The sequence below is a fragment of the Kitasatospora sp. CB02891 genome (genome assembly GCF_002803145.1).
Classification (GTDB): Bacteria; Actinomycetota; Actinomycetes; order Streptomycetales; family Streptomycetaceae; genus Kitasatospora; species Kitasatospora griseola.
In genome coordinates this window covers 44,131-63,781 of record NZ_NNBO01000005.1, presented here as the reverse complement: position 1 = coordinate 63,781, position 19,651 = coordinate 44,131, and the positions used below count along the sequence as shown (strand labels likewise).

Sequence of the window (19,651 nt, the reverse complement as noted above, 5' to 3'; positions counted from 1 at the left end):
GCTGCGCCGCCCCGGCGGGCGGCCCGCCGCGCGTCGAACGGCCGGCGAGCATGCGGGTCGGGCACACCGGGCGGTGCGCTCGGTGCGACGCCCCACTCGTACCCGATCGACTGCCGTTGAACCGGATTGAACCCGATTCGTCCGGATCGATCCGGGTATGCGCGACATGACCCGCCCGGCGACGGAAGGAGAGCGATCATGCCCGCCGGATCGAGCCCCCAGCGGGAGCGCCAGTACGAGCACGAGGCTCGGCGGCGCGACGTCGAGGGCCGTTCGAAGATGAACAAGCACCAGCTCGAAAGCGCCCTGGGGCGGTGAGCACGATGACCATGCCGATCCCCGTCGACCCCGACGTCCGGCCGCCCGAACCGCCGGACAGCCCCCCGCGCCCCACCGACCCGCCCGGCCCGCTCGGCCCCTCGCCGCTGCCGCCGGACCCGGACCCGCCGCTCTCCCCGCCCGTCCCGACCGAGCCGCAGCCGCCGAGCCCGACCCCGCCCGGCCCGGAGCCCACACCCGAACCCGAGCCCCAGCCGGCCACTCCCCCGCCGGGCGGGTAGCCGTCGGCCCGGCCTGACGTCGCGTCACTTCACCGCGCGCTTTTCCTTCGTGGCGGCGAAGAACTCCAGCAGCCGAGTGTTGACCAGCTCCGGGCGCTCCAGGGTGAGGCCGTGCCCTGCGCCCGGAACGACCTCGGCCCGCACCGACGGGATCAGGGCCTCGACCCGGGCCAGCACCCGGCCCGGGCGCAGCAGGGCGCTGCGGGAGCCGATCAGGACCAGCACGGGGAGGGCGATGCGGCGCAGCTCCTCGTCGGTGAACGGGGGCGCGGCGGGGCGGCTCGCCGGCTTCCAGGTGCGCATGGCGAGCATCATCGGCTTGAGCATCTCGGGCGGGGCGACGAGGGCGGGGTTGGCGAGCAGCCGGGCAACGGCGGGGCGCAGCCGGCGGGGGGCGAGCATCCCGAACAGGCCGGCGACCATGTGGAGGTAGAACCGGGCGGGGACCTTCTCGATGCCGCCCGGGTCCAACGGCGTGACGGTGGCGAGCCGTTGAGGCTGCCGGATCGCCTGGTTGAGCGCCAGCCAGCCGCCGTACGAGACACCGACCAGGTGCACGCGCTCCAGGTCGAGTCCGGCCAGCACCTCGCCGAGCCATTCGGCGTTCTCGGCCGGCCCGGCGGCGACGGCGCGCTGCACGCTGCGGCCGGGGTCGTCGAGGGTGGAGATCGCGTACACGGGGTGGTGGGCGCCGAGCGCGGCGATCTGCGGGTACCAGTTGGCGGGGTGGCCGGCGTGTCCGTGCAACAGCACGACGGGGTCGCCCGCGCCGGTTCCCGCGTAGTGGTGGACGTGGACGGTGCCGTAGGAGGTCTCGACGTCGAGGGCGCGGTGCGGGGCGGGCCACAGCTCCATGGCCCGGTCGTAGGCGTCGAGGAACGCGGTGCGGGCTTCCTCGCCGGCGAAGTGTCCGACGCTGGTCCTGGTCATGATCCTCTCCTGATCGCTTGGTGGTATGTTTGTACCACAAAAACGTTCGAAGGGATCGGGATGCCGAAGCTGGTCGACCACGAGGAACGGCGGGCCCTGATCATCGACGCCCTGCTGCGCGACGCCGCGCGGACGGGCCTGCACGCCGTCACCATGCGCTCCGTCGCCCAGGAGGCGGGCATCTCCGTCCGCCTGGTGCAGTACTACTTCGACACCAAGGAGCAGCTCCTCCTCGCCGCCCTCACCCGCCTCGGCGTCCGGATGGGCGAGCGCGTCCGCGACCGGGTCAGGGCCGCCACCGCCGGGTCGGCCGCGCCGCCGTCCCCCCGCGAGATCGTCGAGGCGGTGCTCGTGGAGGCCGTCCCCACCGACGAGGAGAGCCGCACCTTCCACCTCGTCTACACCGCGTACGCCGTCCTCTCGGTCACCGACCCGGCGCTCGCCGGCCAGTCCTTCCTGGCCGCCCCCGACGAGATGGAGGCCTTCCTGGTCGACCGGCTCACGGCCGCCACCGTCACCGACCCCCACCTCGAAGCGGTCGCCCTGCTCGCCCTCTCCGCCGGCCTCGGCCTGAGCGTCCTGCTCGGCCAGCGCACCCCCGAGGCCGCCACCGCCGTCCTCCACCACCACCTGGGCCGCCTGTTCCGCGCCCCCTGATCCCGCGCTCCCTCCGGATGGCCCCCACCGGGGTGCGGCCCCGGTTCTGTCGAGCCAGGTCGGGGCCCCTACATCCAGGAGCACGCAGTGATATCGGCGTGGAGATTTCCGGCCGCGACCGGCGCGACGGTGGCGGCCTGCGCCGCCCCGCTCACCACCACGACCGCGGCGGCCGCCATCTCGGCGACCCGCATCGTGACGAACATGTACGTCGGGAGCACCGCCGTGGCCGAGAACGGCGGCTACCTGCTCTCCCAGGCGCACTGCCCCGCGGAACGGTCGTCACCGGAAGTGAATTCCGGGTCGAAGGGGTTCGGCTGGTCGAGACCTCGACGCCCTTCAACGCCGTCGACGGCGGCCCCGCGGTCGGCTGGTCGGCCGACAGCGTCGAGCCTCCCGGAAACGGCCGGACCACGCTGACCGCCGTCGTGATGTGCGCGAGCCGACCCGCCCGGCCCAGCCGCCGTCCGCGTCGCAACCGTCGCCGGGACGGCCGAGGCGCCGCTGTCCACGCACTGCGCGCCGCGCCTCCGCGCGCCCGCCGCTGCGGCCCGCGCTGATTGGGCGGCCCGCCGCCGGGCAGACGCAGCACGACACGGAGCAACGGAGCAAGCGAAAGGACGTGGACCATGCTGCTGCTCGGACTCCTCCTGTTCGCCGCGTCCGGCGCGTTCGCCGGACTGCTGATCGCCGACAACCTCGGCGGCGGACCCGAGACGGGCGTCACGGTGCTCGGCCACCACATCGGCGACATCAGCACCCTCGGCGCGTTCCTCGCCGGAATCGCCCTGACGCTGCTGGCCGCCGCCGGCATCGCCCTGGTGACCGCCGGCCTGCGTCGGCACCGCCGCCGTCGCGCCACCCACCGGGTCGCGACGGACGAGCCCGTGGTCGTCGACCGCGCCGCCGACCCGACGGTCGGCCCGAGCGGCACCGGCACCGTCGACCCCACCGCCACCGCGCAGCGGCCGCCCGGCGGTCCACGCCACCGCTTCACGCACTGAACCCACGAACCCACGAACCCACGAACTCCCGGACACGAATCCACGAACCCACGAACCCACGAACCCGCCGCCTGACAGCGCGAGAAGGGACACCCCGATGAGTGACGCCTCCGACCGAATCAAGCACCGCACCGAGGAAGCCGTCGGCGCCGCGAAGGAGAAGGCCGGCGCCGCCACCGGCAACGAGCGGCTGGAGCAGGAGGGCCGCGGCGACCAGGCCGAGGCCCAGGCCAAGCAGACCGCCGACAAGGCGAAGGACGCGATCAAGGAGGGTATCGACAAGGTCAAGGGCGCCTTCAAGCGCTGACCCGCGGACCGTCGCCCGCCCGCCCCCGACCACCGGTCGGGGGCGGGCTGCCGTGAGCGGCATCTCACTCCTCGGAGCGCCCGGCCCCGGCCCCGGCCCCGCGTCGCGCGAGGCGGCGGTGCTCCCGCTCGGCCCAGCACCGCACCCGGGCGGGATCCAGCGGGGTGCCGTGGCCGACGTGCAGGCGGGCCGCCAGGGCTTCGAGGGACAGGTCCTCGGTGAGGTGCTCGGCGATCCACCGGCGCAGCTCGTCGACCCGGTCGTCCGAAGCGGACCGGACCGAGAGCGGCACGCTGAACTGGCTCTGTCCGCCGGAGCGTTTGACGTACATCACCATCGTCCGGGCGGTCATCAGCGCGAGGTCCTGGCCGTGGTCCTCGGCGACCATGGCCAGCGCCATGTCCATCCCCGAGGTGATGCCGGCGCAGGTCCACAGCCGTCCGTCCCGGATGAAGATCGGGTCGGGGTCGACCCGGACACCGGGGTGCTAGGCGGCCAGCCGGTCCGCGGTCAGCCAGTGCGTCGTGGCGGGCCGGCCCTCCAACAGCCCGGCGGCGGCCAGCAGGTGCGCCCCGGCACAGATCGACCCGGTCCGCCCGGCCCGTGGCACCGCGCCGCGCAGCCACTCGGTGACGTCGCGGTCGATCACGGGCCGCACCCCGCCGTCGACGAGCTCGATCGCGCCCGACACCAGCAGGGTGTCGACCGGATCGGCCACCTCGTCGAACGCCAGGTCCGCCATCAGCCGGACCCCGCTGGAGGTGGTCACCGGCCCGCCGTCCACCGTCGCGATCCGCACCAGGTACCCCGGCCGGTCGCCGCTCCCGACGCGCGAGGCGACCGAGAACACCTCGGCCGGCCCGGTGACGTCGAGCACTTCGATGCCGGGGAAAGCGACGATCACGACACGGTGCGGTGCAGGCATGTCTCGATCCTTCCGCCCGGGCCGGCATGGCCGCAATGACCAGGCTCTGTCAGATCAGGCCAGGCCCGCGCCTCGCGGGCGAGCGGCGCGACGGCGGCCCCACCGAGGATCAGCCCGGGCTGCCGTGGCGCCGATGGCGACGTTCAGCAGCCGGAGCCGGACCGGGCCGGCGGTCGGTGCGAGCAGCCCCGGCCGTTCTCGGGCATCGTCCTGCACCCCCTTCCGCGCTCGGGTCCGTTCGCGGTACCGGGCCCGGAAACGACTCCGGCGCAACAGTGGGTGTGCGGGCGGGCGTTGGGGGTAGACGGGCCGAAACGCCGGGACAGCTCCGGCGGGACCCGGGACCGCCCTGAGGAGGAAACGCCATGGCAGCGGACGCCGCGGCCGCGCTGTTCGACGTGCACGGCGCCCTGGTGAACACCCCGTACTCGCACGCCTTCACCCGGCGGAAGGCACTGCGGCAGTTCGGCCACCAGGTGCTGGACCCGGGCGTGCCCGCCCTCACCCGGGCCGGTGTCCGGTGAGCGCCGCGCGGGGCCCGGCAGCCTCGGCGCGGCGGGCCGCGTACCGACTCCGTGCGATGGCCTGGACGGCGCTGTGCGCTCTCTGCGGGAACCCGGAGGCGGGCGCGCCGCTGCGCCGACCCGCCCCCGGCACCGCTGGCACCGCTGGCGGCGCGGGCGCCACCGGGACGGGCGGAGGCGGGTCCGGGGCGGCATGACGAGTGGCGGTGAGCACGGCGGACGGCACGGCTCACACGCCCGGGGAGCCCCAACTGGCGGCCGAACTGCGGGTCGACCTCGAACGCGCGACTGCCCGGGCCGCGCCGACGGTTCACCCGCCGGGCGCAGGTGCGGGCCGGTGATTCACCCGCCGGGCGCGTACGTGGGCCGACTTCGCGCGCCCCGCTCTCACCAGACCCGTTTCCGCGCGCCCGGCGCGCGACCACCTGCCGCGCGCCCCTCAGCCGCCGCCCGACCCGCCGCCAGGTGCGTGCAGTTCGCGGAACACCGCCCACCCGACCGACAGCACCGGCACCGCGACCGCCGCGCCGACGATCCCGCCGAGGGTGCCGCCGATGGCGACCGCCAGGGCGATCGCGACGGGGTGCAGGCGTACCGCCCAGCCCATCACCAGCGGGTGCAGGACGTGGCCCTCCAACTGTCCGACCACCACGATCAGGACGAGCACCACCAGCGCGGTCACCGGCCCCCGGGTGGCGAGCGCGACCAGCGAGGCCACGGCCAGGGCGATCGGTGAGCCGATCAGCGGGATCAGCGCCGCCACGAACTCCAGGAAGGCAAGCGGCACGGCGAGCGGCACACCGAGCACGGCCAGCGCGACGCCGACCACGACGGCGTTGGTGCCCGCGACCAGGAACAGGCCGCGGGTGTAGCCGGCGAAGGTGCGCCACGCGGCCTGGCCGGCCCGCTGCCACACGGCGCCGGCGCGGGTGGGCAGCAGGGACGTCCCCCAGCTCCACATCCGCTCCCCCGAGTGCGCGAAGAACACCGCGCAGAACAGCGCCAGCGCACCGGCGGCCGCCGCCTCCACCACCCAGCCAGCACCGGTCACGGCCGTGGACAGCACGGTCTGCCGGTGGGTGCTGATCAGCTGGCCGAGCCGCTGCCGCAGGTCGCCGAGGGTGCCGGCCCGGGCGTGGAACGGCGGGCCCTCCAGCCAGCGCTCCAGCCGGTCCAACCCGCCGCGCACCTGCCCGCCGAGCTGCCCGGACTGCGACCTGACCACCGCCGTGAGCAGTGCCGCCAGCCCGGCGAGCACCACCAGCGCACCCAGCACGGTGAGCAGCACCGCGAGCGCACGCGGCATCCGACGGGCCAGCAGGTCGACGGCCGGGCGCAGCACGGCGGTGACGACCAGCGCGACGAACACCGCCACCACCGGCAGCAGCAGTCGGCTGACGATCAGGTACCCGGCGTACCCGGCGACCGCGACGGCGAGCAGCCGCCACGCCCGCCCGGCCAACCGTTCCAGCCCGGTCCGCCGAACGGGCACCCCGGTGCCGCGCGCGAGCGCCGCCCGCCGCCGCGGCCCGGCCGGCCGACTGCCGAGCGGCGCGCGAACCCGGTCATCCCGCCGGCCGTCCGTGCGATCGGGCATCAGCGCCCCACCTCCCGCTGCCGCGCCTGCCCGACCCGCTCCGCGCCGTGCCGGGCCCGCCCGCGCACAGCACGACTCCCCGGGCCTCCCGCCCGCCCCGTCACCCGCCGCCCGGGGCCGCACCGGCTCGGACGGCACAGGCCGGACCCGTCCCCCGAGCCCGCCCGGGCCGCACCCCGCCGTCCTCCGTGCCTGCCGGCGCCCATTCCGGTTCCACCTCCTCCCGGCCCACTCTCCTGTGTCGTTCTCCCGACGGCACTCGCAACTCGGGCGTGGCCCATGAACGCACAGCCGCCTGCTTCCGGCCGCGACGCCACTCGCTGCGTCCCCGGATCGGCCCACAACCGCCGCTCCGCCCGCCGTCCCGGGCGGTCCGGACCGGGGGTCGTTTCCGCCGTCCGCTCCCGGGCAGACGTCCGAATGAGCAGAGAAGCAGAAACGCCAGGCAGAAGGAGGTGGACACCATGGGGAGACTCAGCGTTCCGGTGATCTGCGGGCTCTCCGGTGAGCTGGCCATTCCCGCCCAGCAGGTGGTCGAACTGCTGCGGGCGCTGCCCAAGGAGTGGCAGGAGTGGGCGGACCGCGACGACAACAGGCTCGACCCGGTGACCACCGCGGTGCTCGCCGACCTGGTTCGCCAGCTCGCCGACCAGATCGACCTGGCCTGCATCGAGATCGCCAGCACGGCCTGAACCGCCGAACCGCCGAACCGCCGAACCGCCGCACCACCGAACCGCCGCACCGGCGGCCGACCGGGCTCCGCGCATCGCCCGTCCGGCCGGTGACCGGCCGACCTGCCGAGGTGGCACACCCGTGCCACCGGAACCACGGGTGCCGGTCGGACTACCGGAGGGCGATGCGCGCTCTCAGGACCGGGCGCAGGCGGTCGACGTCGGCCCGGGTCCTGACGGTGAACGCGACGCGGAAGAGCTTGCCGCGAAGGGGCTCGTCCCGGATCTTCCGCGCCAGGTCCGAGGTGAGGTCCGGCAGCGTGGCGACGGCGTCACGGAGGCGCTCGGCGAACAGGAAGTTGCAGGTCGTGGCGTTGCCGTCGACCGCGATCCAGGCGACGGTCCGTGCCCGATCAGCAGCCTTGACCAGCCATCCGCCGTCGCGGAACCACCGCCACGGCGCCTCGACCCCGGCCTCCGCCAGCTCCCGCATCAACGCGTCCCAGCCCTCGACCGCCGGGCCCAGCGCATCGGCGACCAGGTCGGGGGTCGGCTCGACTTCGGGGTCCACGAACGGATTCGCCACGCTGTGAGGCTAGCCCCGGTCGGGACGGTCCGAGGGCGGGGCACGCGGACGCCGGGCGCCCGGTGGCGTGAGAACGGCCGACCCCGGCGTCGCAACGGAAGCGGAAAGCGCTTACCGACCTTGCCCCTGGGCACCGCGGCAGGGAATCGGAAACCGCTTTCCGCAGGCCGCCGGAGCAGCCCGGTTTCCGGTTCGCGGAGTCGGGCAAGCGCGCCGGGGAGGGGGTGGGACCGCGGACGAAGAGGTGCGTGACGATGGCGACCGAACAGGGGCTGGACCTGTTGGAACAGCTGACGACCGACCATGAGGTGCTGCGAGTGCGCTTCAGCGAACTGGCGGGTCTGCCACTGGGCGATCCGCGTCGGGACCGGCTGGCGTCCCTCACCGCCGACACGCTGGTGCGGCACCTGGCGGCGGAGGACGAGTACCTGTACCCGCTCGCCCGCGACGGTCGCCCGCCCCACGACGACGCGGTGGCCCACGGCCTGCAGACGCACACGGCGCTGTACGGGTTGGTGCGCGAGCTGGAGACGACGACGGCCGGCTCGACCGAGTTCGACCGGCTGCTGGCCCGGCTGATCGAGGAGGCGACGGGACACTTCGGGCTGGAGGAGGCCCAACTGTTCCCGACCGTCCGCGCGAGCGCCGCCCCGCCCCGGCTGACGGTGCTGGGCGAGCAGGCCCGCGAGGCCGAACGCACCGCCTCGCCCCACCCCGGCCCCGCCGGACCGCACGAGACCCTGCCTCCGGACGACCTCGTCGCACCCGAACTGACCTGGCACGAACGCATGCACCGCCGCTTCCGCTTCGGCGACACCCGCGAGAACTGAGCCGGAACCTGCGGGGCGGGGGACCGCGAGGGCCGGGAGCGGAGGGTCGGGATGAACGAGCTGAACGGCGTCACCGTCGCTTTCCTGGCGGCGCCCAAGGGGACGGAGCAGGTCGAGCTGACCTCGCCCTGGCAGACGGTCGTGGACCACGGCGGGACACCGCGGCTGGTGTCGACGAAGCCGGGGCGGATCCGGGCGTTCCACCGTCTGGAGCGGGCGGACGCGTTCACCGTGGACGCAGTCGCCGCGGACGCCTCGGCCGCCGACTTCGACGCGCTGGTGCTGCCGGGAGGCGTGGCGAATCCGGACTTCCTGCGCACCGACCGGCACGCCGTGGACTTCGTCGGCGGGTTCTTCGCGCGCGGCAAGCCCGTCGCGGTGATCTGCCACGGGCCGTGGACGCTGATCGAGGCGGGTGCGGTGGTCGGTCGCACCCTGACGTCCTGGCCGAGCCTGCGCACCGATCTGCTGAACGCCGGCGCGAACTGGGTGGACCGGGAGGTGGTGATCTGCGTGGACGGCCCCAACACGCTGGTGTCCAGCCGCAGGCCGGCCGACCTGCCGGCGTTCGAGCGCGCCCTGGTGGACGCCTTCGCGGGCCGCCCGGCCAGAGCCTGAGCCGCCCGCCCGGAGGCGCTCGGCCGAGGTCTGGGCCGCCACCCGGGGGCGCTCAGGCCTCGGACGGGCGGCCCAGGGCTCAGCCGAGCACGCCCGCCAGCGCCCGCACGAGCACGTCCTCGAACGGGTCGCCCGGCGCAGCGGCCGGACCTCCGGGGGTGAAGAGTGCGGCGATCCGCGGGTGCCCGCCGTCCTCGGCGAGGCGGCGCAGGTAGGCGGTGCGGTGCGCGGCATCGTCGGCGGCGGCGGACGCCTCGTTCTGCGCGAACAGTGCGGTGAGGCCGCCGAGCAGGGCGAACGCCTCGACCTTGCGGGCGGGCGCGGCGGGGTGGTCGGCGAGCACGGTGAGGACGTGTTCGAGCAGGTCGGCGCCGTGCGGGCCGAGCGTGGGACGGCCGATCACCCGGGCGGGCAGCCAGGGGTGGCGTCGCATGATCTGCCGGGCCTGGCGGGCGACGGTGAGCAGGTCGGCCGGCCAGTCGCCGCTGGGCGCGGGGAGGTCGTACTCGGCGGCGACGCTGTCGGTCATCAGGTCGAGCAGCTCGTCGCGGGTGGCGACGTACCGGTAGAGCGAGGCGGCGCCGGTGCCCAGCGCGGTGGCGACGCGGCGCATCGAGACCGCGTCGAGGCCTTCGCGGTCGGCGAGTTCGACGGCGGCCGCAGTGATCTCGGCCCGGCTGCGTTCGGCCGGGCGCCCGGCTCTGGCCTGTTCGGGCCGGAGCCAGATCGGGCCGTCCTGCCGCTGCGTCACATGCGCCTCCGGAATGGGTGTGGCGACCAGCCTATCCATCGCGTACGGTGTTCGCGAACGCCGTACGCATTCTCTGCGCGCGGTGCGGCCCGAGCTCGGGGAGGACCCGGATGACGACCACGCGCTTCACGCACAACGGCGGGGTGCCACTCGCCTACGAAGACCTCGGCGGGGCGGGCGGCGAGCCGCTGCTGCTGGTGATGGGACTCGGCACCTCCCGGTTCTGGTGGCCGGACGGGCTGGTGCGCGAACTGGTCGCGCGCGGCTTCCACGTGGCCGCCTACGACCAGCGCGACGCCGGCGAGTCGGGCCGGGTCACCGCCCCGCCGGCCGGACACCCCGTCTCCGCACTGCTGCGCCGCACCGCGCCCGCGTACCGGGCCGAGGACCTGACGGACGACGCCGTCGCCGTGCTGGACGCACTGGGCTGGCCCTGCGCCCACCTGTTCGGCCACTCGCTGGGCGGGTTGGTCGCCCAGCGAGTGGCGATCCGCCACCCGGAACGGGTCAGCACCCTCACCTCGTCCTCGGCGATGCCCAGCGACGCCGGTCCGCTCGACGCCCTGCGCCACGTCCGCCCGGGGCCGGTGCTGCGGATGGGTCGCCTGCACTTCCCGGACACCCCCGAGGGCAACCTCGCACTCGCGGTGGCGGTCGCCCGCATCCTCGCCGCCCCCGAACGCGCCGTCGGGCCCGAGGACGTCCGGGAGTTCGTCGACCGGGAGGCTGCGCACGACGTCGCGAGCTTCCGCGACGCCCAGGCGCAGAGCCGGCAGATCGGCGCCAAGTGGTCCGGCGGACCCCTGGCCCGGATCGCCGCACCCACCCTCGCCCTGCACGCCGAACGCGACCCGCTGATCCGCCCGTCCGCCGCCCGGGCCCTGGCCGCCGCCGCCCCGAACGCCCGCCTGCGCGTCATGCCGGGCGCGGGCCACCTGCTCACCCGCGAGCACTGGGCACCGTACGCGGACGAGCTTCACGCCCACGCCCTGAATAATTGACGAACCATCACTTATCTTTCGCGTCATCCTGGTTGAAGAAAGCGCAGAGGCCTTGATGCGAAGCGGGTCCGCCACTCCGAGACTCCGTCAGATCTCGCGGAGCGCGGGCAGCAGCTCGCGCTCCGCCCAGTCCAGGTAGGCGGGTTGGCTCTCGCCACCGATCTGGATCAACGCCACCTCGTCGAACCCGGCCGCCGCGAACGGGCGGACGGCGGCGACGAAGTCCTCGGTCCGGCCGCCGCAGGGGATGACCGCGGCGACGTCCTCGGGACGGACGAACCGGCCGGCGGCGGCGAACGCGGCGGTGCCGGGGAGCTCGGCGTTGACCTTCCAGCCGCCGCCGAACCAGCGGAACTGCTGGTGGGCGCGGGCGACGGCGGCGTCGCGGTCGCGGTCGAAGCAGATCGGGACCTGGCCGACGGCGGGCTTTCCGGCGCCGCCGTGCTCGGCGAAACCGGTCAGCAGGGAACGCTGCGGTTCGACGGCGATCACCAGGTCGGCGAGGCGGCCGGCGAGCGCGCAGGAGGCCGGGCCGGAGACGGCGACGCCGATCGGCGGGGGCGGGTCGGGAAGGTCCCAGATCTTCGCGCGGTCCACCCGGAAGTGCTGCCCGTGGTGGGTGACGTATCCGCCGCCGAACAGCGCCCGGATGATCTCCATCGCCTCCGCCAGCATCTCCTGCCGCACCGCAGGAGCGGGCCAACCCCGGCCCACCACATGCTCGTTGAGGTTCTCGCCGCTGCCCAGGCCGAGTCGGAACCGGCCGCCGGAGAGCTGCTGCAGGGTCGCGGCCTGCTGCGCCACCACCACCGGGTGGTAGCGGAAGGTCGGGCAGGTGACGTACGTCATCAGCGGCAGCGCGTCGGTGGCCCTGGCGGCCGCGCCGAGCACCACCCAGGCGTTCGGGGCGTGCCCCTGTTCGTCCAGCCACGGGAAGTAGTGGTCGGAGGTCACCGAGAAGTCGAACCCGGCCCGCTCCGCGCGCACCGCGTCCTCGACCAGATCGGCCGGCCGGCGCTGCTCCGTCATCATCGTGTATCCGATTCGCACCATGCTTGCGCGTGTGCCCGTACCGCGGTGGTTCGCACCCGGATCCGCCCGTTTTCCCGCCGTTCGCAGCAGCCCTCGGGCGGCACCGGCGTCAGCGCCGGTGGTTCCAGTCCGGTTCGAACAGGCGGACGCCGCTGATCGTCCGGTCGCCGGCCCGGACGGGCAGCACGTACAAGTGGGCGTCCTGCGGGCCGAACTCGTCCTCGCTGTCGTACAGCAGGCCGAGGTCGCGTTCGTCGGCGTGGCGGGTCAGGTCGGCCTCGACCTCGGTGAGCGGGCGGCCGACCAGCGGGATGCCGGCGAAGTGCAGCTGCGGGCCGGTGCGCCCGGCCACCGTCACCGCCCCCAGGACGGGGAATCCGGCCCTGCGGCACCGGTATTCGGCGGTCACCCCGAGGTCCGCGTAGTGCTCCTCCGCGAGCGACCACCGAACAGGCCCGGGCGGCTCCAGCTGGTGCGGCCAGTCCCGGTAGGGCCGGTTCGTCCAGTGCGGATGCCCGCGGCGCAGCGTCGGCGTGGCGCCGCCGAGGGCCCGCGACACCTGCTCGGGGCTCATCCCGAAGCGCAACAGCCCGACGCTCGCGCCGGGCGTCCAGTTCCACCGCGGCCGCTGCAGCTCGGCGGCGACCGGCCAGGCACCCGGGTTCGCGGGCCGGTCCACCAGGTCGCGCCAGCGCCGAACGGGTTCGGCCGCGTACGGATCCGCAGCGAGTTCGGGTGCGACCAGCAGCACCTCGGAGAGCTGGGCCTCGCCGCGCTGCGGATATCCGTGCGGTCCCGGCCCCCAGGCCTGGGCGGCACCCATCGACAGGCCCCAGGCCGCGACCTCCGGGTCGCCGACCGGGTTGGTCCGCACCGCGACGCCCTCGCGCGCGGCGCGCCGACGAACCTCCGTGCCGACCTGCGAGGGCACCCGGCCGACCAGGTCGACCTCGCCGAGCCGCACCAACGGGCCGGAGATCGCGTCCACGGCGACGCCGACCAGCCGAAAACCCAGGTCGTAGATGACGCTCACCCCGGCCGCGTCATGGAACTTCCACCACGGCGCGCGCATCTCGTCCACCGCCCCGACCGGACCGGGCGCGCCGATCGCCTCCTGGACCTCGTCCCCGGTCATCCCGAACCGCAACGGCCCGACCCCGACCAACGGATCCACCGCCCACCGGCCGCGCTCCGCGTCCGGCCTCCACCACCGCCCGTGCACCCCGCCACCCCCGTCGCCACCCGAACCACCGGCTGTCACCGTACTCACCGGCGGCCGGTTCCTGAGGGGCCGTCAACCGCCGAGCGGGTACGCGTAGCCGCAGGGGTGGCACAGCCCGTCCGGGTACGGCTCCAGGAAGCGGGCCACCGAGCCGTGCACGACGACCCGCAGGCCGCCCTCGCCCAGGTACACGGCCAACCCCTCGGGCGTGATCTCGTCCGTGCGGTACACCACCACGGTGATCTGCGGGGCATGCGAACCGGGACGGCCGGGAACCGCGACACGGTAACCGTGCGGGCTGTCCATCGCTCCACCTCGGCGCCTGCTGGTCCGGGGGCCGCGACCACATCCCCGCCTGGCCCCGTACTCGGCGCATACCCCTACGGTGTTCCGCCCAACCACCCGCCGCCGAAGCCCGCCGACACGCCGGGGTCCGGTCCGGGCCCATCGCCACCGGCCGTCGCGCGAACTCCCTTGACCTCGACCGCTGTTCAGCACTTCGACGAAGCGGAGATCCGGGATCGCGGGTTGCCGGTCGGCACTGCCTCAAGGTGCGCACTGTCCCCGGGCTTGGCGGCCGCCGACGGAGGCGGCCGTCCACCTGTCGCCACGGCTGACCACTGCGAGGCCCACGACGCCGCCCCGGCGGAGGCGACATCGAGGTCGACCACGGCCCCCTCGCCCTCCCGGCGGCCGCGCTCCGAGATCGCGAGGCCGACAAAGGCCAACTCGGCTGCCCGGTCCCGCTGCGTGCACTGCTCGTGGGTCTCGGTGGCACGCCCGCCCACCTCGTCACGCTCCCACGCCTTCACTGCGGCCTCGGCCACGACCCTGGGCAGCCGCACCGTGACCCGGCCGATCCGGGCGGAGAGCTGTTCTCCGATCGCCGCCGGCACTCCGGAGTCGTCCCGATACCGCGTGTACCGCTCGCGCCCCGTCACGGATGCGAGGCTGTCCGGACCGTCGACCCGACTCAGCTCCACCAGCAGGATCCACCTGGGCGCGGACGGATTCCGCCGCCCGCTGTCCCTGGTCGTCACGCCCGGGCAGCGGACCGACTGCACCCGGTTCGCACCTGTGCGGCAGAAGACCAGGGTCCCCGGGCCCGGGGCTCCGGGCTGCCGTGTCCTGCGAGCGCGGGACGCCCGGCACCGTAGCGGCAGGTTCCCGCCCCGTCCCGGCAGCGTTTCGCTCACCGGGCCGCGCGGCACCCCGCCCACCCTGTGCAGTCGCGCAGTCGTGCGCGTGTGTACCGTTCACGCGCACAACACGGTTCGCACAAACACCGAAGATGCCGTGTTTCGGTGGTGTCCAGAACCACCCCGAACTCGCCACCACCTGGCCGGGATTCCCCGCCGAGCTGGTCAAGGGCGGCCCGGCTGTGGAGTCGACCGTCACCTTCCGGAACTCCGTGGCCCACGACGTCAAGGACTTCCAGACCTCGCTCTACGTCGCCTACCTGCACGGCGCGTTGCCGGCCGGCTCCTTCGCCGTCGAGCTCAAGGCTCCCGGTGGCGAATGGAAGAAGGTCGACTTCGGCACCGGTGACTTCTCTTCCATCATCAAGTCCGGGACGTACCAGATCCCGAAGGGCGCCTCGCTGACGCTCGCCCTCCGCATCGCGGCCACCGCCAAGGCGCCCGCCGGGAAGTACCAGGCCACGGAGAGCGGCGGGTCGGCGCTCCTGGAGGACGACAGCGACACGTTCCTCCTATCGGACCCGGCCGAGCAGAAGCCTGCGTCCAACCAGAACGGCACCGGGTTCTGCACGCAGTTCGTCGGATACACGTCCCACGACTTCACCGTGGTGGACGGCGACACGACGGCCACTCCGTCGGCCCAGCCCTCGCACTCGGCGACGGCGTCGACGACCGCCACGGCCACCGCCACCGCCACCGCCACCGCCACCGCCAGCGTCGGAACGCCGACCAGTGGGCCGGCCACCACCCCGACCACTGGTCCGACCGTGCAGGCCGCCCACATGGGCGCCGAGCTCGCCGAGACCGGCGCAGGCGACACGGTGCGGATCGCCGTCGGCGGTGCCGCGATCCTGGTGCTCGGCGTCGGAATCCTGGTGGCCCTGCGCCGCCGCCAAGGCTCGCACAGCTGATTCGCGCGAACCCGACCGACGCCCGCCCGGCAGTGCCGGGCGGGCGGGCGTCCGGCAGTTCTTCCTCCACCTCGACGGCACGCTCGACTCCTCCGACCCGGGCCTGCTCGACAGACCGTCAGGAGGAAGTCCCGAGCGCCGAGCCGGGAACCGGCACCGCCGCCGACCGGATACGCGGCCAACGGCGGTGCCGGACAACTGAATCGATGCCCCGTCAGGTCGACTTGACCAGCTCGTGCTCCGGCGTCACGGTGACGGCGACACCGCGTCGGCGGTGCTGGTCGGCCCAGGCGGTGAGGGCCTGGCGGCAGGCGGTGTCGAGGTGGGTGAGGGCGGACAGGTCGAGCTCCACGGGGCCGGTCGGGGTGACGTCCTCCAGGCGGTCGACCAGGGTGGGGAGTTTGACGAAGGTGGCGTTCCCGTGCACCCGGACGATTGTGCCGGCGGCGGAATGTTCGACGTGCAGGCGGATGTGGGTGACGTCCCAGGCGGTCTTGGCGAGCGCGGCGACCAGTCCGATGGCCACGCCCTCCAGCAGGTTGGTGGTGACGATGCCGACCGCGGTGGCGAGCAGCACGAGCGCTTCGGAGCGGTCGGAGCGCCACAGCCGCCACCGGGCCCGCGGCGCGACGAGCTTGCCGCCCGCGTGCACCAGCAGACCGGCGAGCGCGGCCAGCGGCACCAGGTCCAGCAGCCCGGGCAGCACCAGCGCGAACAGCAGCAGCCAGACGCCGTGCAGGATCCGCGCGGCCTTGGTGCGGGCGCCGGCCTGGACGTTGGCGGCGCTGCGGACGATCACCGCGGTCATCGGCAGCGCGCCGAGCGCTCCGGCCACCGCGTTGCCGACGCCCTGGGCGAGCAGTTCCCGGTTGTAGGCGGTGCGCGGCCCGGCGTGCATGTGGTCGACGGCGGACGCGCTGAACAGGCTCTCGGCGGACGCGATCAGCGCGAACGCCAGTACGGTGCCCCACACTTCGGGCCGCAGCAGCAGTGCGAGCTGCTCGACGCCGGGCGGCTGCAGGGTGTCCAGCAGGCCGTCGACCCGGACGGTTGCCACCGGCAGGTCCAGCAGTCGGACGGCCGCCGCGGCGAGCACCACGGCGACCAGCGGGCCGGGCAGCAGCGCGAGTCGTCGCGGCACGTACTTCCACAGGACCAGCACCGCGACCACCCCCGCACCGACGGCGAGCGATGCGCCACCGGCCGCCGTGTCGACCGCGCGGACGGCGGCGGCGGGGATTCCGACCAGGTTGGAAAGCGCTTCCCCGCCGGCCTTCCGGTCCAGCAGCACGTAGGACTGCGAGGCGATCAGCACGATGCCGATACCGGTGAGCATCCCCTCCACCACGGCGGCGGAGACGGCCCGGAACCAGCGCCCCAGGCGCAGCACCGCGAGCAGCACCTGCACCAGGCCGGCGGTCAGCACCACCATGCCGAGCGCGGGCAGCCCGTAGGCGGTGACGGCGGAGTGGACCAGCACGGTCAGTCCGGCGGCGGGCCCGCTGACCTGCAGGCTGCTGCCGGGCAGCGCGCCGGCCACCAGGCCGCCCACGATGCCGGTGACCAGGCCGAGTTCGGCGGGCGCGCCGGAGGCGACGGAGACGCCGACGCAGAGCGGGACGGCGACGAGGAAGACGGTGATGGAGGCGGGCAGGTCGGTGCGCAGCACGGCGCGCACCCGGGCGGAGTTCCAGGGCATGGCGGGTCCTCGGGTGTAGCAGTGACGGGGACTTCCGGTGGCGCGGGGGCACGTCCCGCCCGGCGGGCACGCCGACGGACGGCCGGGCGAGGGCGGGCGCGGGCCTGGGCAGGCGCGGGCATGAGGGCAGGGCAGGCACGGGCGTGAGAGCAGGCAGGGCGGCGGACGGCGCGACGCGAGGTGGCGCGGTGCGGCCCGCGGGTGCGGGTCGGTGACGGAGTGTCAGGTCCGGGCGCGGCGGCTCCGGCTCAGCAGCGGAACACCCGGAGTTCGGCGGGCCCGGCCGGGCGGGCGGCCGGTGCGGGTCGGCCGGCGGTATCGGGCGGAGTGCGCGGGGCCGTCGGGCCGTCCGCGCACACTGCCGAGCGGGCCGCCGACCGGGTCGCCGTCCCGGCCGTCCGGACGTCGCGGCGAAGGGGTGCGGCGGGAGCGGTGGAACCGCGTCCGCGTTCGGCGCCCTCCGGCTCCTCCTCCGCCGCACCGCCCGTAGTGCCGATCGTCGGGGCGACGGTCCCGACGGCGCCGCCGGCGACGGGGCCGACCGCGGGGGCGGACCGGGAGGTCGCCCCGGGGCCGTCCGCGAACCGGTCGGCCGTCAGGCCGGGGAGCAGTGCCGCGATCAGGGTCGCCACGAGGGTGGCGAGCAGCAGCCACTTCGGCAGCACGGCTCTGCGCATCCCCGCCCTCCCCGGCTCGCGTCCGAACCCGGCTCCCCACCGTCGGACTTGATGTGCCGTCATCGTATCCGCACAGTCACCGTGAGTGTGCGGTTGCGGGGGGTCGCCGGGATCTCGGCCACGGTTTTGTCCGGTTCCCGGCCGCGCACACGCCGCGCACACGCCGCATTCGGGGCGACGCGCCGTCGCGCTGCCGTGCCGTCGCCCCGAGGTGCCGGAACACCGGGCCGGAACAGCAACGGCAGGGCGGTCGGGCCGCTCCTGCCACTCTCAAGCTATAGCGCGACGGGGGGCTTGTGGCAAGGCCCCCCGGGTGTCGCAGAATGTCCGACCGAGGGCGGGGAAGCGCAGGAAGCGAAGTACGCGCCGGATCTGACGGAAAATCACTTGCTGGGCGATTTCGGAGGATTGATGATCGACGTGCTGGTGGTCGGCGGCGGGCCGACCGGGCTGATGCTGGCGTGCGAGCTGCGGCTGCACGGGGTGGAGGTGGTGGTCCTTGAGCGGTTGACGGCGCCGACCGGGGAGTCCCGTGGGCAGGGTCTGCACGCGCGCAGTGTGGAGGTGATGGATCAGCGCGGCCTGTTGGAGCGTTTCCGGGCGGTGAGTTCGGAGTACCGGGTCGGCGGATTGTTCGGCGGCGTGCTGGCGGACTGGCCGGAGGGCATGGACACCGCCCATCCGTACGGCCTGGCGACGCCGCAGCCGGTGACGGAGCGGTTGCTGGCGGAGCGCGCCGAGGAGTTGGGCGTGAATCTGCAGCGCGGCCGCGAAGTGGTGGGTCTGACGCAGGACGAGGAGGGCGTCGAGGTCGAACTGGCGGACGGCTCGCGGTTGCGGGCGCGCTGGCTGGTGGGCTGCGACGGCGGGCGCAGCACGGTGCGCCGGCTGGCGGGTGTGGCGTTCCCGGGCGAGCCGGCGACGGTGGAGACCCTGCTGGGGCAGGTGTCGGCGACGGAGGATCCGGAGCGGATCGCCGAGGTGGTGGCGCGGGTGCGGCGCACCCAGGTGCGGTTCGGCCTGCAGCCGGAGGGCGACGGGCAGTACCGGGTGGTGGTACCGGCCGACGGAGTGTCGGAGGACCGGGCGGCGCCGACGCTGGAGGAGTTCCGGCGGCAGCTGCGCGCGGTGGCGGGCACCGACTTCGGCGTGCACTCGCCGCGTTGGCTGTCCCGGTTCGGCGATGCGACGCGGCAGGCGGAGCGGTACCGGGTGGGCCGGGTGCTGCTCGCGGGCGACGCTGCGCACATCCATCCGCCGACCGGCGGCCAGGGCCTCAACCTGGGCGTGCAGGACGCGTTCAACCTGGGGTGGAAGCTCGCCGCGGAGGTCAACGGCTGGGCCCCGGCCGATCTGCTGGACAGCTACCACGCGGAGCGCCACCCGGTGGGCGCGTCCGTGCTGGACAACACCCGGGCCCAGATCACCCTGATCGGCACCGAACCGGGCCCGACGGCGCTGCGCGCACTGCTCACCCGGCTGATGGACGTCCCCGAGGTGAACCGTCACATCACCGGCATCATCACGGCGCTGGACATCCGCTACGACTTCGGCGAGGGCCCGGACCGACTCGGCCGCCACCAGCGGGACGTGGCCCTCGCCGACGGCCGCCTCTACGACCGGATGCACACCGGCCGGGGCCTCCTGCTGGACCGGACGGGCCGGCTCTCGGCCGACGGCTGGTCCGACCGCGTCGACCTCCTGGTGGACCCCTGCCCCGAGTTGCCCGCCCCGGCGGTCCTGCTGCGCCCGGACGGACACGTTGGCTGGCTCGGCGAGAGTCAGGCGGAGTTGACCACCGCCCTGACCCGCTGGTTCGGCGCCCCGCGGCCGCCCGGCCGGCTCTGACGCGTCGTCACCACCCGGCCCTCCCACGAGGGACCCCGGACCCGCGAGACTCCCGGAGTACCCGTTTGAAGGACGCCAACTTCGGGGGACCCGATGCGAGCA

24 protein-coding genes are annotated in these 19,651 nt (G+C 74.6%); 11 read left to right on the top strand and 13 right to left on the bottom strand.

Annotated features, from left to right (window positions below; all coding sequences use genetic code 11):
- Nucleotides 1–323 precede the first annotated feature (323 nt).
- Nucleotides 324–560 carry a hypothetical protein gene (locus CG736_RS36175; RefSeq protein WP_157815566.1) on the top strand — a complete coding sequence of 79 codons (237 nt, stop codon included), beginning with the start codon at nucleotides 324–326 and terminating at the stop codon, nucleotides 558–560.
- A 24-nt stretch (nucleotides 561–584) separates the two neighbouring features.
- Here the strand turns inward: CG736_RS36175 and CG736_RS13495 are convergent, their stop codons facing one another.
- Entirely contained in the window at nucleotides 585–1,490 is a 906-nt protein-coding gene (locus CG736_RS13495) for an alpha/beta fold hydrolase (RefSeq protein ID WP_232733980.1), read from the bottom strand.
- A gap of 60 nt (nucleotides 1,491–1,550) precedes the next feature.
- Here CG736_RS13495 and CG736_RS13490 point away from each other — a divergent pair, with 60 nt between their 5' ends.
- Nucleotides 1,551–2,147, top strand: a complete 597-nt coding sequence (locus tag CG736_RS13490; protein WP_100586450.1) for a TetR/AcrR family transcriptional regulator — start codon at nucleotides 1,551–1,553, stop codon at nucleotides 2,145–2,147.
- Between the two features lie 68 nt (nucleotides 2,148–2,215).
- Here the strand turns inward: CG736_RS13490 and CG736_RS36170 are convergent, their stop codons facing one another.
- Nucleotides 2,216–2,353, bottom strand: coding sequence for a hypothetical protein (locus tag CG736_RS36170; protein ID WP_157815565.1), 138 nt, complete (start codon nucleotides 2,351–2,353; stop codon nucleotides 2,216–2,218).
- 423 nt (nucleotides 2,354–2,776) lie between these two features.
- Here CG736_RS36170 and CG736_RS37075 point away from each other — a divergent pair, with 423 nt between their 5' ends.
- Both CG736_RS37075 and CG736_RS13480 read left to right on the top strand, forming a co-directional pair.
- On the top strand, nucleotides 2,777–3,151 hold the full coding sequence (locus CG736_RS37075) for a hypothetical protein (protein WP_198520490.1): 375 nt from the start codon (nucleotides 2,777–2,779) through the stop codon (nucleotides 3,149–3,151).
- Nucleotides 3,152–3,248: 97 nt separating this feature from the next.
- On the top strand, nucleotides 3,249–3,458 hold the full coding sequence (locus CG736_RS13480) for a CsbD family protein (protein ID WP_100586449.1): 210 nt from the start codon (nucleotides 3,249–3,251) through the stop codon (nucleotides 3,456–3,458).
- Between the two features lie 64 nt (nucleotides 3,459–3,522).
- On the opposite strand, the gene CG736_RS37665 is transcribed toward CG736_RS13480, so the two are convergent.
- On the bottom strand, nucleotides 3,523–3,864 hold the full coding sequence (locus CG736_RS37665; protein WP_232733979.1) for a hypothetical protein: 342 nt from the start codon (nucleotides 3,862–3,864) through the stop codon (nucleotides 3,523–3,525).
- 81 nt (nucleotides 3,865–3,945) lie between these two features.
- Nucleotides 3,946–4,383 carry a DJ-1/PfpI family protein gene (locus CG736_RS37660; RefSeq protein WP_232733978.1) on the bottom strand — a complete coding sequence of 146 codons (438 nt, stop codon included), beginning with the start codon at nucleotides 4,381–4,383 and terminating at the stop codon, nucleotides 3,946–3,948.
- Between the two features lie 365 nt (nucleotides 4,384–4,748).
- Between CG736_RS37660 and CG736_RS36165 the strand changes: the two genes are divergently transcribed.
- On the top strand, nucleotides 4,749–4,907 hold the full coding sequence (locus CG736_RS36165; protein ID WP_157815564.1) for a hypothetical protein: 159 nt from the start codon (nucleotides 4,749–4,751) through the stop codon (nucleotides 4,905–4,907).
- Nucleotides 4,908–5,346: 439 nt separating this feature from the next.
- Here CG736_RS36165 and CG736_RS13470 read toward each other — a convergent pair whose 3' ends face one another.
- Nucleotides 5,347–6,504: an AI-2E family transporter gene (locus tag CG736_RS13470; protein WP_100586448.1), complete on the bottom strand. Its 1,158-nt coding sequence runs from the start codon at nucleotides 6,502–6,504 to the stop codon at nucleotides 5,347–5,349.
- 464 nt (nucleotides 6,505–6,968) lie between these two features.
- Here CG736_RS13470 and CG736_RS13465 point away from each other — a divergent pair, with 464 nt between their 5' ends.
- Nucleotides 6,969–7,196 carry a DUF6213 family protein gene (locus tag CG736_RS13465; RefSeq protein WP_157815563.1) on the top strand — a complete coding sequence of 76 codons (228 nt, stop codon included), beginning with the start codon at nucleotides 6,969–6,971 and terminating at the stop codon, nucleotides 7,194–7,196.
- A gap of 151 nt (nucleotides 7,197–7,347) precedes the next feature.
- On the opposite strand, the gene CG736_RS13460 is transcribed toward CG736_RS13465, so the two are convergent.
- Nucleotides 7,348–7,761, bottom strand: coding sequence for a DUF3788 family protein (locus CG736_RS13460; RefSeq protein WP_100586446.1), 414 nt, complete (start codon nucleotides 7,759–7,761; stop codon nucleotides 7,348–7,350).
- A gap of 254 nt (nucleotides 7,762–8,015) precedes the next feature.
- On the opposite strand from CG736_RS13460, the gene CG736_RS13455 reads away from it, so the two are divergent.
- A complete protein-coding gene (locus tag CG736_RS13455) occupies nucleotides 8,016–8,591 on the top strand; it encodes a hemerythrin domain-containing protein (RefSeq protein WP_100586445.1) in 576 nt (191 codons plus the stop codon).
- Between the two features lie 51 nt (nucleotides 8,592–8,642).
- Nucleotides 8,643–9,209 carry a DJ-1/PfpI family protein gene (locus CG736_RS13450; RefSeq protein ID WP_100586444.1) on the top strand — a complete coding sequence of 189 codons (567 nt, stop codon included), beginning with the start codon at nucleotides 8,643–8,645 and terminating at the stop codon, nucleotides 9,207–9,209.
- A 79-nt stretch (nucleotides 9,210–9,288) separates the two neighbouring features.
- Here CG736_RS13450 and CG736_RS13445 read toward each other — a convergent pair whose 3' ends face one another.
- On the bottom strand, nucleotides 9,289–9,960 hold the full coding sequence (locus CG736_RS13445) for a TetR/AcrR family transcriptional regulator (RefSeq protein WP_232733977.1): 672 nt from the start codon (nucleotides 9,958–9,960) through the stop codon (nucleotides 9,289–9,291).
- A 110-nt stretch (nucleotides 9,961–10,070) separates the two neighbouring features.
- On the opposite strand from CG736_RS13445, the gene CG736_RS13440 reads away from it, so the two are divergent.
- Nucleotides 10,071–10,961 (top strand): alpha/beta fold hydrolase, encoded by an 891-nt coding sequence (locus CG736_RS13440; protein WP_100586442.1) that lies wholly within the window; start codon nucleotides 10,071–10,073, stop codon nucleotides 10,959–10,961.
- Nucleotides 10,962–11,048: 87 nt separating this feature from the next.
- Here CG736_RS13440 and CG736_RS13435 read toward each other — a convergent pair whose 3' ends face one another.
- The 4 genes from CG736_RS13435 to CG736_RS13420 all read right to left on the bottom strand — a co-directional run bounded on the left by CG736_RS13435 (nucleotide 11,049) and on the right by CG736_RS13420 (nucleotide 14,156).
- Nucleotides 11,049–12,014, bottom strand: coding sequence for a TIGR03557 family F420-dependent LLM class oxidoreductase (locus tag CG736_RS13435; protein ID WP_100586441.1), 966 nt, complete (start codon nucleotides 12,012–12,014; stop codon nucleotides 11,049–11,051).
- An 88-nt stretch (nucleotides 12,015–12,102) separates the two neighbouring features.
- Entirely contained in the window at nucleotides 12,103–13,128 is a 1,026-nt protein-coding gene (locus CG736_RS37070) for a hypothetical protein (protein WP_198520489.1), read from the bottom strand.
- Nucleotides 13,129–13,287: 159 nt separating this feature from the next.
- Nucleotides 13,288–13,521: a DUF6296 family protein gene (locus CG736_RS13425; RefSeq protein ID WP_043907810.1), complete on the bottom strand. Its 234-nt coding sequence runs from the start codon at nucleotides 13,519–13,521 to the stop codon at nucleotides 13,288–13,290.
- Between the two features lie 185 nt (nucleotides 13,522–13,706).
- A complete protein-coding gene (locus CG736_RS13420; protein WP_198520488.1) occupies nucleotides 13,707–14,156 on the bottom strand; it encodes a hypothetical protein in 450 nt (149 codons plus the stop codon).
- A 350-nt stretch (nucleotides 14,157–14,506) separates the two neighbouring features.
- Here CG736_RS13420 and CG736_RS13415 point away from each other — a divergent pair, with 350 nt between their 5' ends.
- On the top strand, nucleotides 14,507–15,325 hold the full coding sequence (locus CG736_RS13415) for a hypothetical protein (RefSeq protein WP_100586440.1): 819 nt from the start codon (nucleotides 14,507–14,509) through the stop codon (nucleotides 15,323–15,325).
- Nucleotides 15,326–15,539: 214 nt separating this feature from the next.
- On the opposite strand, the gene CG736_RS13410 is transcribed toward CG736_RS13415, so the two are convergent.
- Entirely contained in the window at nucleotides 15,540–17,024 is a 1,485-nt protein-coding gene (locus CG736_RS13410; RefSeq protein WP_100586439.1) for a SulP family inorganic anion transporter, read from the bottom strand.
- A gap of 248 nt (nucleotides 17,025–17,272) precedes the next feature.
- Nucleotides 17,273–17,701, bottom strand: coding sequence for a hypothetical protein (locus tag CG736_RS13405; RefSeq protein ID WP_100586438.1), 429 nt, complete (start codon nucleotides 17,699–17,701; stop codon nucleotides 17,273–17,275).
- Nucleotides 17,702–18,112: 411 nt separating this feature from the next.
- Between CG736_RS13405 and rox the strand changes: the two genes are divergently transcribed.
- A complete protein-coding gene (gene rox / locus CG736_RS13400) occupies nucleotides 18,113–19,549 on the top strand; it encodes a rifampin monooxygenase (protein WP_100586437.1) in 1,437 nt (478 codons plus the stop codon).
- Nucleotides 19,550–19,651: the final 102 nt, after the last annotated feature.